The organism is Marinobacter sp. MMG032 (assembly GCF_040112695.1).
In the GTDB taxonomy this organism is placed as follows: domain Bacteria; phylum Pseudomonadota; class Gammaproteobacteria; order Pseudomonadales; family Oleiphilaceae; genus Marinobacter; species Marinobacter salsuginis.
This window is the reverse complement of the sequence record NZ_CP157802.1, coordinates 872,864-885,228: the sequence shown is the minus strand read 5'-3', so window position 1 is coordinate 885,228 and position 12,365 is coordinate 872,864. Positions and strand designations below refer to the sequence as shown.

Below are 12,365 nucleotides of genomic sequence, written 5' to 3'. Positions count from 1 at the left end.
GCTTAAGTCACCCATTAAACTGGAAACCCAACGTGTCTGATCGCTCACTAAAACAAACCGTCAGTGCCCTGATTCAACAGGAGGGCCTGCCCGACGCCTACGCCGAAACGGTGGAAAAAACCATTCTGCCGCTGGCAGACCGAATCTGTGCGCTCCATGATACGGAAAAGCGGCCCATTGTGGTTGGTATTCACGGAGCCCAGGGCACAGGCAAGTCCACGTTGACCCTTTTTTTACGGGAAATTCTGCTCCGGCACCGCAATCGCCCCACTGCCAATTTCTCCCTCGATGATATTTACCTTACCAGAGCCGAGCGTGAGGCCCTTGCCCGGCGGGTACATCCGTTATTTAAGACCCGGGGTGTGCCAGGAACCCACGACGTAGCGTTGGGCCAACAGATTTTGCACCGTCTGCGCAGTGCGGGGCCCGGAGATGCCACGCCCATTCCAGCCTTCGACAAATCAAGGGACGACAGGGTTCCACGTGAGCATTGGCCTGTTTTCGGAGAAAGGGCAGAGATCATTCTTCTGGAAGGCTGGTGCCTGGGCGCGCGACCGGAGATAGACAGTGCGCTAAGAGAGCCGATGAATCCCCTGGAGGCGAACGAGGATCCTGACTGCGTCTGGCGCAGGTATGTTAATGAGCAGTTGAAAGGGGAATACCAGGCGTTTTTTGGTCAAATCGATTGTCTGGTTATGTTGAAGGCTCCCTCCATGGAGTGTGTGCTTGAGTGGCGTCGACTCCAGGAGCAAAAGCTGGCGACGAAAATCGGTAATGCACCAGAAAAGGGCGAGCTCCATGGTGGTGCACAGGATCTGCGCATCATGAACGACGAAGAAATCGGTCGCTTCGTCATGCACTATGAACGCGTTACCCGATCCTGTCTCGCTGAAATGCCGGGCAGGGCTGATGTTCTTATCAACGTGGCCGAGGACCACTCCCTCGGTCTTCCGCAGTTCCGTGAGTCTTGACGGAGAACGGCCATGGCCCGACCTCATTTGATTATCTTTTCCGACCTCGATGGCACCCTGCTTGATCACGATGATTACCGTTGGCAGGCCGCCGGTCCAGCCCTCGACAGGCTGAAGGCAGCCCAGATACCCCTGGTGCTTAACTCCAGCAAAACCATGCCGGAGATCCGGGCGTTGAGGGAAGAGCTTGGAAATAACGATCCGTTCATAGTCGAAAACGGTGCAGCCGTGGTTATTCCGCCCCATGCACTGGGTAATGCCGAAGAAGAAGTGGTGAATTTTGGTGCAACCCGGGATCGGGTTCTTGAGGTGCTTGGCGCTCAACGTAAGAGGGGAGCTCGATTCACGAGCTTTGCCGACATGTCCGCAAACGAGCTGGCGGCAGAGACGGGCCTGGATCCGGCGGCAGCCGGGAGGGCCAAAGAACGGCTTGGGACCGAACCATTGCTCTGGCAGGGATCGGAAGAGGAGCTGGCGGAATTTGAGGCGGCTCTGGGCTCGGAGGGCCTTCGACTGGTAGCCGGAGGACGTTTTCTTCATGCCATGGGGATATTCGATAAAGCCGATGGGGCCCGGTTCTTGCTAAACAAATACAGAGAGCAATACCGGGAGCAGTATGGCGATGCGCCCGTGTTGGCCATTGCCCTGGGCGACAGTCCCAACGATCAGCAGATGCTGGAATCGGCCGATATACCGGTGGTAATCCGGGGTGTCAAAAGCGATGAAGTGCGGCTGCCTTCGGCAAAGCACGCCATGCGCTCCCTCAAGCCCGGCCCTGAAGGCTGGAATGAGTGCGTACTCAATCTCCTGTTTGAGTACGGGTACTGACCCGTTTGAATGCGGGTATAAACAAGGAGAGCCGCCATGGGCGACTTTTACCAGAATGGCATTATCACAACCCTTCATAACCTTGTTCGGCGTCCCGTGGAGGACCTGGAAGCGGAGCTGATGAGCTTTCGCAAGGCCCGGCCAATGTCACTGGTGTTGCCGTCGCTGTATTCGGAGCTGGAGGGGCCGGCCCTGAAAAATATTGTGCACGAGCTGGGCAAGGTGCCTTATCTGGATCAGGTGGTCATTGGCCTCGACCGTGCCAATGAGGAGCAATACCGCCACGCTCTGGAATATTTCTCGGAGCTGCCTCAGAACTTCAAGGTGCTCTGGAACGATGGGCCCCGCCTCAGGAGTATTGACCTGAAGCTCAGGGAGCAGAACCTGGCGCCGACGGAGATGGGCAAGGGCCGAAACGTCTGGTACTGCTTTGGCTATGTACTGGCCTCCGGTGTCAGCAAATCCGTTGCCTTGCACGACTGCGACATCCTTACCTATTCCCGGGATCTAGTGGCCCGCCTGATCTACCCTGTGGCCAATCCCGGCTTCAACTACATGTTCTGCAAAGGCTATTACGCCCGTGTCGCCGACGGGAAAATGAACGGACGGGTGAGCCGGCTACTGGTGACGCCGCTGATCCGCGCACTGAAGAAAGTCTGTGGTCCCAACGATTTCCTCGACTACCTCGACAGTTACCGCTACCCCCTGGCCGGGGAATTCTCATTCCGCACCGACGTGATCAATGATCTGCGCATTCCCAGTGACTGGGGTCTGGAGATCGGTGTGCTTTCGGAGATGAAGCGCAACTACGCCACCAACCGCCTTTGCCAGGTGGACATTGCCGATGTCTATGATCACAAGCACCAGGAACTCTCGGCGGAGGATGTCAGCAAAGGGCTGTCCAAAATGAGCATGGATATCGCCAAGGCCCTGTTCCGGAAGCTGGCGACCAACGGCGAGATTTTCTCCAATGAAAAATTCCGGACCATCAAAGCCACGTATTTCCGCATTGCCCTGGATTTCGTGGAGACCTACCAGAATGACGCCATTATTAACGGATTGACGTTTGATCGGCACAAGGAGGAGAAAGCCGTGGAGCTGTTTGCCCAGAACGTGATGCGGGCCGGCGCCTATTTCCTCGATAATCCGATGGATACACCCTTTATTCCCAGCTGGAACCGGGTCACAAGCGCCATTCCTGACATCAAGGAGCAGTTGCTGGAGGCGGTCGAACTGGATAACGAGGAATTCAAGCCATGACCCAGCCTCTGAAAGCGAAGCTGGTGTCCATGCTGGAGGTGGTTTACCCGGAGCTGGACTGTGACTTTCTGGCCGGGCAGTTATTGACCACCATGGGGCTGGCGCCCAACCAGGAACCGCCGCCTGCGCATCAGAATAACTGGGACGAATCGGATGTGGTGTTGATCACCTACGCCGACACGGTGCAGCGGGCGGACGAAAAGCCTCTGCAGACTCTGCACCGGTTTCTCGGCGATTGTCTGTCGGATTCCATTTCGTCGGTGCACATACTGCCGTTCTTCCCTTATAGCTCCGATGATGGCTTCTCGGTCATGGACTATCTGGCGGTGAACGAGTCCCATGGAAATTGGGAGGATATCGAGAGTATCGCCAGGGACTATAAGCTGATGGCGGATCTGGTCATCAACCATATGTCCGCACGCAGCCGCTGGTTCGAGAACTTCCGCAAACGGGTGGATCCGGGCAAGGATTATTTCTTCGAGGGTAATCCCAGAGACGACCTGAGTGCCGTGGTGCGTCCCCGTACCTCACCGCTCCTGAACCCGGTCCAGACCGACGATGGCGAGCGGTATGTCTGGTGTACCTTCAGCGAGGATCAGGTCGATCTGAATTTTGCCAATCCGAAGGTGCTGATCGAGTTCGCTGCAATCATCCGGCGCTATCTGGAACGAGGCATTATCATTTTCCGGCTTGATGCCGTCGCCTTTCTCTGGAAGGAACCGGGTACGCCCTGCATTCATCTGCAGCAAACCCATGAGCTGATCAAGATCCTCCGGCTGCTGATCGAGCATCACAGCCCTGATGCCGTGGTGATTACCGAGACCAACGTACCCAACCGGGAAAACCTGACCTATTTCGGCAACGCCAACGAAGCCCATGTTATCTACAACTTCTCGTTGCCACCCCTGCTGATCAATACCCTGGTGACCGGTGACTGCAAGCACCTGAAAACCTGGCTGATGAGCATGCCGCCGGCCCAGATGGGCACCACCTATCTGAACTTTATTGCCTCCCATGATGGTGTTGGCATGCGGCCGACGGATGGTCTGCTGACGGAAGAGGAAAAGCAGCGGCTGATCAACACCATGGATTCTTTTGGTGGCAAGGTTTCTTTCCGGCGAACGCCGGATGGTCGGGATCAGCCCTACGAAATCAATATTGCCCTGTACGACGCACTTCAGGGCACGGCGGAGTCGGGGCGGGATCACTGGCAACTGCAGCGTTTTATCTGCGCGCACACCGTGATGCTGGCCCTGGAGGGCATTCCGGCGTTCTACATCCACAGTCTGCTGGCGACGGAAAACGATCTGGAGCGAGTGGAGCATACCGGTCGGCTGCGGTCCATCAACCGCAGTCAGTGGCAACTGGACGACCTGGAGCAGAAGCTCGCGGACCCCCTGAGCCATCACAGCAAAGCGTTCCAGGAGCTGAAGCGTTTGATCGCCATTCGGCGCAAACAGCCGGCATTTCATCCGAATGCCACCCAGTTCACCCTGCATCTCGGGCTTCAGCTGTTCGGTTTCTGGCGTCAAAGTATGCGCCGGGATCAGTCCATCTTCTGCATTCACAATATCAGCAACGAGGTGCAGCAGGTGGCCCTGAGCGACATCAATCTGATTGGTACCGATCATTGGCAGGACCTGATTTCCGGGATGACCATTGATGATCTTTCCGGCTCTATCACCCTGAAGCCATACCAGAGCGTGTGGTTGTCCAACCTGGAAGTTACCGTCTGATCATCTGACAACGTCATTTGTGCAATGCTCGAAAAACATAGGGTATCCTGTGCCCATATGAGCAAGGCCGAGACGTGATACATGATCAAAGCAATCAAGGTAACCGGGGGCAACCTCAGCTGGGAATCCTGGGAAGGGCCGGGGGAGCCGCCCGAGGACCACGTTGAAATTGAGGTTGTCTGGACAGCCATCAACCGTGCCGACCTGATGCAGCGGGCGGGTGTCTACCCACCGCCGCCGGGCGCGTCCGACATTCTGGGGCTGGAAGTCAGCGGGCGGATTGCCTCGGTGGGATCAGGGGTAACCCGTTTCAAACCTGGTGACGAGGTCTGCGCCTTGCTTACGGGCGGCGGTTACGCGACCCATGTTGTCGTGCCCGAAGTTCAGGTTTTGCCTATCCCCAAGGGTTTGTCACTCGAGAAAGCAGCGGCCATTCCCGAGGTGCTCGCCACGGCCTGGCTGAACCTTTACCACGAAGCGGCACTGAAACCGGGCGAACGGGTGCTTCTGCACGCAGGCGGAAGCGGTCTCGGCACCGCTGTCATTCAATTGGCAACGGCCTTCGGTAACCCGGTTTTCGCCACTGCCGGTGACAAAGTCAAGCTGGAGGTTTGTCGAAAGCTGGGGGCCAGCGGTGTCTGGAACCGGAATGACGGTTCCTTTGTGGAGGCCGTTACAGCCTGGGGCGGAGTCGATATGGTTCTGGACCCGGTTGGTGGCAGCTACATTGCCGAAGACCAGCGGGTTCTGAATGTCGATGGCCGGATTGTACTGATCGGGCTGATGGGCGGCCGGATGGCCGAGGTGGATCTGGGCATCATGCTGGTCAAACGCCAGCGTATTATCGGTTCCACACTCCGCTCCCGAACGGTCGAGGATAAGGGTGAGGTCATGCAGGCGCTCTACCGGCATGTCTGGCCGCTGCTGGCCGCCGGCCAGATTGAGCCATTGATCGATAGCACCTGGCCGATCGAACAGTTGGAAGACGCGATGGCCTATGTGGCCGAGAACAGGAACACCGGCAAGGTGCTCCTGAAGATTGCCGACTGAGCAGGCAGCCTGTCGCGCCTTCCTGGATTCGTTAGTCTGCGATATGAACCAGCTGCTTGCCGAAGTTCTGGCCCTTGAGCATGCCCTTGAAGGCGTCAACGGCATTTTCCAGGCCTTCGGCAACAGTTTCCCGGTATTTCAGTTCACCGGAAGCGACCCGTGAGGCCAGAATGTCGGTGATCTCCTGGTGCTGGTCCTGCCATTCGGTCACCAGGAAAAACCGGTGTTCGGGTACTGGGTCCAGTGCCTTGAGGACGTGAAACGGGGTTTCCACGCTGGCCATATCGGTTGCATTGTAGGCGGATACGAAACCGCATATGGGCACCCGGGCGCCCGTGTTCAACAGCGGTGCCACGGCGCGCGTCACGGCACCACCCACGTTTTCAAAGTAGATATCGATGCCGTCAGGGCAGGCCGCTTTCAGGTCTGCTTCCAGATTGCCGGCCTTGTAATCCACACAGGCGTCGAAACCCAGTTCATTGACCACGTAATTGCACTTTTCGGGGCCGCCGGCAACGCCAACAACCCGGCAGCCCTCTGATTTGGCAGTCTGGCCAACGACGGTGCCTACAGGCCCGGAAGCGGCAGAGACAACCACGGTTTCGCCGGCTTTCGGCTTACCCACGTACATCAGGCCGCAGTACCCCGTGCGCCCAGGCATACCGGCAACGCCGAGATAGGCTTGCAGGGGTACGTTGTCTCGCTGCTGAATCTTGTACACCATCGGCGCATCGCCCGGGAAGGTAACGTATTCCTGCCAACCGGAATAACAAGTGACCAGATCACCGACCTTCAGGGCGTCCGAGCGGGATTCCACCACCCGGGCAACGCTCTCGCCGACAATGGGCTCGTCGATGCCGATAGGCTCCATGTAACCTTTGGCATCGTTCATACGAGGGCGCATGTAAGGATCCAGCGACAGCCAGAGCACCTGTGCGACCACCTCACCCTCATTGGGGGAGCGAACGGGGCGCTCTTCCAACACCAGATCGCCTTGTTGAATTTCACCCTGGGGGCGCTGTTTGAGTACAACGGCTCGGTTCCTGTATTCGCTCACTTGTTCTCTCCGGTTGCATAATGAAACCAGATTAGGGTGCAGCAGATTCCGGTGTCGGTCAACCTTCTGGCCAAGTTGATGTGGTTGAAATGTTTTGCATCAGTTGTAGCGAAATGCAACAAATGCAATAATTTGTGGCGTATGAACAGGTATCGTATCTGGAGGTCACCATGACAACCGCTGTTCGTCTTGACGACACATTGGTCCGCCATGCTGCGGCGGAGGGTGCAGTCCATCGGCGCTCGACACCCAAGCAGATCGAGTACTGGGCCGAGATAGGGCGTGCCGTCGCCGGCGACGTGAGCGCCGAAGATCTGATCGCCATTCTCCAGGGTATTCGCCGGGTGAGGGTTGAGCCGGTGGTGGCCGAGCAGGTTTCCAGCGATGACCTCTGGGCTGAGGTGGATCAGGCCCGGGCAAGTGGCGAACTGGAGCGCTCTATCAGCCGCGGGCGTACGGTGTATCAGGCGTCTGGAGAGAAACCGGGCTATCTGGAAGCCATATATCCGGATGGCTCCCGGGAAATCGGTCAGTTTCGCAATGGACGCTTTGAGGCACTGAGTGACCGTGACAACGCAGCCTGAGCTCTGGCTGCTGGTTGGCGGTAACGGTGCGGGCAAAACCACATTTTATGAGCGGTTCCTGGCCCGCCGGAAGATTCCGCTGGTAAACGCCGATAATATTGCCCGCAGCATGTGGCCGGACGCGCCCGAAAAGCACAGTTACGAGGCAGCACTGATTGCGGAAAGGGAACGGCTCAGGCTGATTGAGGAGAGGCAGACCTTCTGCTTCGAAACCGTCTTCTCCCACCCCTCGAAAGTGGATTTTGTCGGGACAGCCAAAGCCGCCGGATTTCGGGTTCGGATGTTTTACTTCCATCTGGAATTGCCCTCCCTGAACAAGGCGCGGGTCGCTTCCCGGGTAACAGCCGGCGGCCACAACGTCCCAGAAGCCAAGATCGAGTCAAGGATTCCACGAACGCTGGCGAATCTGCGCCAATGCATTGGTCTGGCGGACGAATTGCACCTGGTCGATAACTCGCGCCTTGATCAGCCTTACGTACGCGTCGCGGTCTGCGAAAATGGGCAGTGGTGTGCCTTGCAGGATAATTTGCCGCAGTGGGCAAGTGATCTGATTGATCGCTGATCATTCACCCTGGCCAGCTGTCCGGCACTACGAATAAGCGATTGGTTTCCTGCCAGAGGCCGGTGACGGAATTCTGCTTCAGCTTCGCGAACAAGAGCGGGATCTCGGCGCGTTCGATGGTGGCCAGTGCGGCATTCACTGCATCAGGAGCGGGGGATTCGTATTGACGCCACGGGCCGATCCAGTGGGGTTTGTTCAGGAGCACCCAACCGGGAAGGTCCGATGATTCAACCTGTGAGAGGTAGCACCACTGGCCTCGAAGGTGATTTGCAGGCACGGACTGTGGGGCGCTCACCTGTGTTCCGGTCGGGTAAAAAAGGTATCCGGGCATGAAAATGCGGGGCATGACAGGTTCTTTGATACCCATGTCTGCCAGCAGCGCCCTGGCTTCGGGCAGCGTGGTTCGCTGGCTTTGCAAGCGCAACATCCGGTCTGCTTTCAGGTCCAGCCGATCCCGGGCGTTCGGTCCATACCACAGGGTTCTCCCACTGTGCTCCGGAACCCCCAGGTAATATTTGATGGCAATTTCGTGGTGCTCAATTCGATCTTCATTGCGATTGTGCACGACAAAATCCAGTTCGCCGATGGTTCGCCCGTTGGACTGTATCTGTTGGTTTTGAAGCAGAACTTCCCAGCCCAGCAGATCTTCCAGCAATACCCGGTAAAGCCGTTCGAAGTAGAACCCGAGCCGTTTCTGGGGCGGTTCTCTCAGCAGAGGCGGTGCTGTTTGCGGGTTGTGATCCCAGGCTTTAATTTTTTCCGTTACATCATCAGGCAGAAAGCGACCTGGCTCAAACGTCAGCGGTGACTGCAACAGCTGAGGTGCCTGGCATACCCAGGCAAGGTGTCGGACCTCGGGGGTGGTCAGCTCAGAAGCAGAGTAGGGGGCTGTTTTTGCATCCATATGGCCAGAATACCGTAAACTGTCCGCAAGGCACGATGATCAGTTCACTTCACTTCTGAAGGAGGCTACATGCAATATCTTCACACCATGATCCGGGTGAGTAATCTGGAAGAGACGCTGCATTTCTTTTGCGATTTGCTGGGAATGATTGAAATCAGTCGCAAGAGTAGCGACAAAGGCCGGTTTACCCTGGTTTTCCTGGCTGCGCCGGAAGACGAGGCGCGTGCCCGAGAAGACCGGGCGCCGATGATCGAGCTCACCTATAACTGGGATCCTGAAGAGTACACTGGCGGGCGCAATTTTGGCCACCTTGCTTACCGGGTGGACGACATTTATGCGCTTTGCGAGCACCTCAAATCCAATGGCGTAATCATTAATCGCCCGCCCCGTGATGGGCATATGGCTTTTATCCGTACCCCGGATAACATCTCTATCGAGCTTTTGCAGAAAGGTGAGGCGCTTCCACCGAAAGAACCCTGGGCCAGCATGGAAAACACTGGTACCTGGTGAGCCCTGCAGGCGGGCCGCCGCGTGGGGCCAGAGCGTGATACAATAACAATCCGCAACAAAGCTTTCGTATCAGGATGATGCATCAAGAACATGGAGACGTTCGATGGACGATTGGCAAGGATGCCTGGATCCCCAGTGCCAGACCGCTTTACTACGAGCCCGGGAAAGCGTTGAACGCCGTGGCGGCTCGGTGATTACCGCTGAAGACTACCTGCTTGCCCTGCTGGACTCTGTACTCAATATTGTCCGCTTTTTGCGGGGCTGCGGCGTGGATATGGATGAACTCATCCGCACCATTCAGTGCGAACAACCGATAGTGACGGAAGTTGGTGGTGAAGGACAGTTGTCATCCCAGTTGATGTATTGGTTCGCATCGGCCAGGGAAACCAGCAATTCCCCATGGCTAGGGTGGTCGCAGCTGCTTGCGACATTGGTTCGCCATGCGGAGCGGCTGCAGGAAAAAGCCTATGTGGCGGTTTTCGAGCTGGTCCCTCGCTGGCCCGATCCTTCGGAAGAGCGGGAGCCGGCTCCGATCGATGAATTCCAGAGAGCTCCTGTGGTTGTGACTGATTCCGCGTGGGTTGAGCTGGCGGAGGACGTTGCGATCAGTCTGGCGGCGTCCCCGTCAGCCATGCTCTGGGTCCGGGGTGATCGGGGTTCGGGTAAAACAGCGTGGCTGCAATCACTGCTACCAACACTGGAACTCGATTATGTTGAGCTGGACCTCCGCCGTGAAGCGGAAATCATGGCCAGTGATCTTCCGGTTCTTCCAGAGCGCCGGGTGCAGGGCGAGCCTGGTGAGAGTGGATCACGCTGGCCGGTCCTTGTGCTGGACAATATCTCACCCGCAGATCTCATTGCGCTGATGAATCTGCCCGATGGTCTGGCCTCTGAGTTGTTGCTGCAATGGGCCGGGCCGATTCTACTGCTGGGTCCCGGCGAGGCCGCCGACAGCAGTTCGGCCGCCACACTCCAGCATCGCCTGGGCCGTACCCTCGACATCTTTGCCATGCCGGCTTCCAGCGTTGTCCAACGGCAGGCTATTCTGACGGCACATCAGGCCGCCTTAGAGAAGCAATGGAATATCCAGATTCCTCGCTCCGTGATCCGGTTTGCGGCCTCTCGCCGAAGCCGTTGTGTGAGCACTCCCGGAGGAATGCTCCAATGGCTGGAGCGCTCGGCTGCCAGGCTCAATCTCTTTGCTCGAAGGGGCCCGGCCGAGGCGGTGGCCCTGTCCGGGCAGGAAGACACTCTGCGACGTCAGTCGCTGGTGGCCCTGGCCCGCAAGGAGCCTCTTGACGATATCGAAGCATCGCTGGGAGAGATACAGCTTCATCGGGTGGCGGCAGAGGTGGCCTGGCATGAGCGTAAGGCGGCCGGCACCTTGCGTCAGCTTTCTGCTGAAGATTTACGCCAGGAACTGGAGCGCTGGGTTGCAGCTCGACCCGGGCCGGTTCACTATGTGCTGCATTGTAATCAGCAGGATGGAGATTCAGCGGGTGCAGGATCTGGAAATTTACATTCGTGATCTGGAACCGGGTGCGGTGTCAGGGTGGCTAGAGAATCACCTGGACGAACTGGAACTCGATGATGGTGAGGTGACGCGCGTGATCAAGGGCGTTGGCCGCTACGAGGGCGAAAGACTTCGGATATCGCTTTATCCCGGAGCTTTCGGAAAACGATTTACGTCACTGGTTATTGAAGGCCCCAGAGTGCCCTGGAACAGTGATCTGGACTGCGCGCGCAGTGCCTGGCGTGCAATGGATACCGAGATTCGTTGCAGCCCGGGAGACTGGACAGAAGGGGAGCCTGTAGAGGATGAGAAATGGTGGCGATTGGACCACCGGGGCGAGCAACAGGTCGTCTGGAACTGAAAGAGGCAGCCCGTGGGCTGCCTCTCTTTTTAGCGGGCGATTCAGTCGCTCAGGATGGACACGTTGTCGGCCTGGAGGCCTTTGTCTGCTTCCACAACGTTAAAGCGTACCAGTTGACCCTGGCGCAGAACCCGGCGCCCGCGGCCACGAATGGCACGGAAGTGAACGAATACTTCATCACCACTGTCGCGCACGATGAAGCCGAAGCCTTTCTTGACGTTGAACCACTTTACGGTGCCTTCCTCGTTCCCCTCAGGGCTGCTTTCGTCATAGCCGTCATCATCGTCATCGCGGCTCTGGCTGGGTGCACGGTTGCTCGACCGGGATGTTTGTTGCTTTTCGGCCGGTTTCTTGACTGACAACGCAATGGCCAGGAAGCCCGCAATGCCGAAAACGATCAGCGAGATAATGTAGGCTGCGATACCACGGTTGCTACCCAGGGCTTCCACAAGTTGGCCCGCAGCGATCAGGCGAAGAGGCTCTGGTGTGAAAGACAGCAAAATGGCAAGCACCAGCGGTGCGGGAATGGCGATCAGGAGAGAAAAAAGGATCGCTTTGGATGGATTACGCATTGACTGAAATTTCTCCATTCTTGTAACGCTAACGATAAAAACCGGATATCGGGTAAAATCGCACATCCGGCCGGTGAAAACCGACAGTACCCCGAAAAACGGGCGCGCTGGCGGGCAAAAGCGGAATGATACCAGATTATCCCGAGCACTGACCAAGCAGCGGGATACGCAGTGTCATCGATCACATTCTAGAGAGATTTACCCAGGGGAGTCCCAATAGCTGATGAGCCAGAACGATCTGGAAACCCGACTGGATGAGCTGGAAACCCGGCTGGCCTTCCAGGATGACGTTATCAATACCCTGAGCGAGCAGGTGGCCAAGCAGGAAATGGATATCCGTGAACTGTGGGAAGCCAAGCGGTTGCTGCACAAGCAGCTGAAGGATGTTTCGCCGTCCAATATCAAGTCGGAGCAGGACGAAACACCTCCTCCTCATTACTGAAGATGGCGCAATAAA

The 12,365-nt window shown here is 57.2% G+C and carries 14 protein-coding genes; 11 read left to right on the top strand and 3 right to left on the bottom strand.

Going from position 1 to position 12,365, the window contains the following annotated elements; translation table 11 throughout:
• The first annotated feature begins 32 nt into the window (after positions 1 to 32).
• The 5 genes from ABNF92_RS04090 (at position 33) to ABNF92_RS04070 (ending at position 5,845) form a co-directional block, all read left to right on the top strand.
• Complete coding sequence (locus ABNF92_RS04090; RefSeq protein ID WP_349343520.1) at positions 33 to 971, top strand: hypothetical protein; 939 nt, start codon at positions 33 to 35, stop codon at positions 969 to 971.
• A gap of 12 nt (positions 972 to 983) precedes the next feature.
• A complete protein-coding gene (locus tag ABNF92_RS04085; RefSeq protein ID WP_305967054.1) occupies positions 984 to 1,799 on the top strand; it encodes an HAD-IIB family hydrolase in 816 nt (271 codons plus the stop codon).
• Between the two features lie 36 nt (positions 1,800 to 1,835).
• Positions 1,836 to 3,059, top strand: a complete 1,224-nt coding sequence (locus ABNF92_RS04080) for a glycosyl transferase (protein WP_069184922.1) — start codon at positions 1,836 to 1,838, stop codon at positions 3,057 to 3,059.
• Complete coding sequence (locus ABNF92_RS04075) at positions 3,056 to 4,795, top strand: sugar phosphorylase (RefSeq protein WP_349343519.1); 1,740 nt, start codon at positions 3,056 to 3,058, stop codon at positions 4,793 to 4,795. Before ABNF92_RS04080 ends, ABNF92_RS04075 begins: the two co-directional genes overlap by 4 nt.
• Positions 4,796 to 4,876: 81 nt before the next feature.
• Positions 4,877 to 5,845 (top strand): NAD(P)H-quinone oxidoreductase, encoded by a 969-nt coding sequence (locus tag ABNF92_RS04070; protein ID WP_349343518.1) that lies wholly within the window; start codon positions 4,877 to 4,879, stop codon positions 5,843 to 5,845.
• 31 nt (positions 5,846 to 5,876) lie between these two features.
• Here ABNF92_RS04070 and ABNF92_RS04065 read toward each other — a convergent pair whose 3' ends face one another.
• On the bottom strand, positions 5,877 to 6,902 hold the full coding sequence (locus tag ABNF92_RS04065) for an NADP-dependent oxidoreductase (protein ID WP_349343517.1): 1,026 nt from the start codon (positions 6,900 to 6,902) through the stop codon (positions 5,877 to 5,879).
• Positions 6,903 to 7,072: 170 nt separating this feature from the next.
• Here ABNF92_RS04065 and ABNF92_RS04060 point away from each other — a divergent pair, with 170 nt between their 5' ends.
• A complete protein-coding gene (locus ABNF92_RS04060) occupies positions 7,073 to 7,486 on the top strand; it encodes a ParD-like family protein (RefSeq protein ID WP_222466446.1) in 414 nt (137 codons plus the stop codon).
• Positions 7,470 to 8,048 carry an AAA family ATPase gene (locus ABNF92_RS04055; protein WP_069184917.1) on the top strand — a complete coding sequence of 193 codons (579 nt, stop codon included), beginning with the start codon at positions 7,470 to 7,472 and terminating at the stop codon, positions 8,046 to 8,048. The genes ABNF92_RS04060 and ABNF92_RS04055 overlap by 17 nt, the downstream gene beginning before the upstream one ends.
• 4 nt (positions 8,049 to 8,052) lie before the next feature.
• On the opposite strand, the gene ABNF92_RS04050 is transcribed toward ABNF92_RS04055, so the two are convergent.
• A complete protein-coding gene (locus ABNF92_RS04050; protein WP_349343516.1) occupies positions 8,053 to 8,952 on the bottom strand; it encodes a DUF1853 family protein in 900 nt (299 codons plus the stop codon).
• Between the two features lie 69 nt (positions 8,953 to 9,021).
• Here ABNF92_RS04050 and ABNF92_RS04045 point away from each other — a divergent pair, with 69 nt between their 5' ends.
• The 3 genes from ABNF92_RS04045 (at position 9,022) to ABNF92_RS04035 (ending at position 11,336) form a co-directional block, all read left to right on the top strand.
• On the top strand, positions 9,022 to 9,462 hold the full coding sequence (locus ABNF92_RS04045) for a VOC family protein (protein WP_349343515.1): 441 nt from the start codon (positions 9,022 to 9,024) through the stop codon (positions 9,460 to 9,462).
• 103 nt (positions 9,463 to 9,565) lie between these two features.
• Positions 9,566 to 10,990, top strand: coding sequence for a hypothetical protein (locus ABNF92_RS04040; RefSeq protein WP_349343514.1), 1,425 nt, complete (start codon positions 9,566 to 9,568; stop codon positions 10,988 to 10,990).
• A complete protein-coding gene (locus tag ABNF92_RS04035) occupies positions 10,962 to 11,336 on the top strand; it encodes a hypothetical protein (RefSeq protein WP_136631752.1) in 375 nt (124 codons plus the stop codon). The genes ABNF92_RS04040 and ABNF92_RS04035 overlap by 29 nt, the downstream gene beginning before the upstream one ends.
• Before the next feature lie 41 nt (positions 11,337 to 11,377).
• Here ABNF92_RS04035 and ABNF92_RS04030 read toward each other — a convergent pair whose 3' ends face one another.
• Complete coding sequence (locus tag ABNF92_RS04030; protein ID WP_069184912.1) at positions 11,378 to 11,908, bottom strand: cold shock domain-containing protein; 531 nt, start codon at positions 11,906 to 11,908, stop codon at positions 11,378 to 11,380.
• Positions 11,909 to 12,131: 223 nt separating this feature from the next.
• Between ABNF92_RS04030 and ABNF92_RS04025 the strand changes: the two genes are divergently transcribed.
• Positions 12,132 to 12,350 (top strand): SlyX family protein, encoded by a 219-nt coding sequence (locus tag ABNF92_RS04025; RefSeq protein ID WP_008170396.1) that lies wholly within the window; start codon positions 12,132 to 12,134, stop codon positions 12,348 to 12,350.
• The last annotated feature ends 15 nt before the right edge of the window (positions 12,351 to 12,365 follow it).

Excerpts from the sequence above, each read along its gene's own strand:
- ABNF92_RS04085 (WP_305967054.1), top strand. The coding sequence starts at position 984 with ATGGCCCGACCTCATTTGATTATCTTTTCCGACCTCGATGGCACCCTG.
- ABNF92_RS04070 (WP_349343518.1), top strand. The coding sequence starts at position 4,877 with ATGATCAAAGCAATCAAGGTAACCGGGGGCAACCTCAGCTGGGAATCC.
- ABNF92_RS04080 (WP_069184922.1), top strand. The coding sequence starts at position 1,836 with ATGGGCGACTTTTACCAGAATGGCATTATCACAACCCTTCATAACCTT.
- ABNF92_RS04060 (WP_222466446.1), top strand. The coding sequence starts at position 7,073 with ATGACAACCGCTGTTCGTCTTGACGACACATTGGTCCGCCATGCTGCG.
- ABNF92_RS04045 (WP_349343515.1), top strand. The coding sequence starts at position 9,022 with ATGCAATATCTTCACACCATGATCCGGGTGAGTAATCTGGAAGAGACG.
- ABNF92_RS04025 (WP_008170396.1), top strand. The coding sequence starts at position 12,132 with ATGAGCCAGAACGATCTGGAAACCCGACTGGATGAGCTGGAAACCCGG.
- ABNF92_RS04030 (WP_069184912.1), bottom strand. The coding sequence starts at position 11,908 with ATGCGTAATCCATCCAAAGCGATCCTTTTTTCTCTCCTGATCGCCATT.
- ABNF92_RS04075 (WP_349343519.1), top strand. The coding sequence starts at position 3,056 with ATGACCCAGCCTCTGAAAGCGAAGCTGGTGTCCATGCTGGAGGTGGTT.
- ABNF92_RS04050 (WP_349343516.1), bottom strand. The coding sequence starts at position 8,952 with ATGGATGCAAAAACAGCCCCCTACTCTGCTTCTGAGCTGACCACCCCC.
- ABNF92_RS04040 (WP_349343514.1), top strand. The coding sequence starts at position 9,566 with ATGGACGATTGGCAAGGATGCCTGGATCCCCAGTGCCAGACCGCTTTA.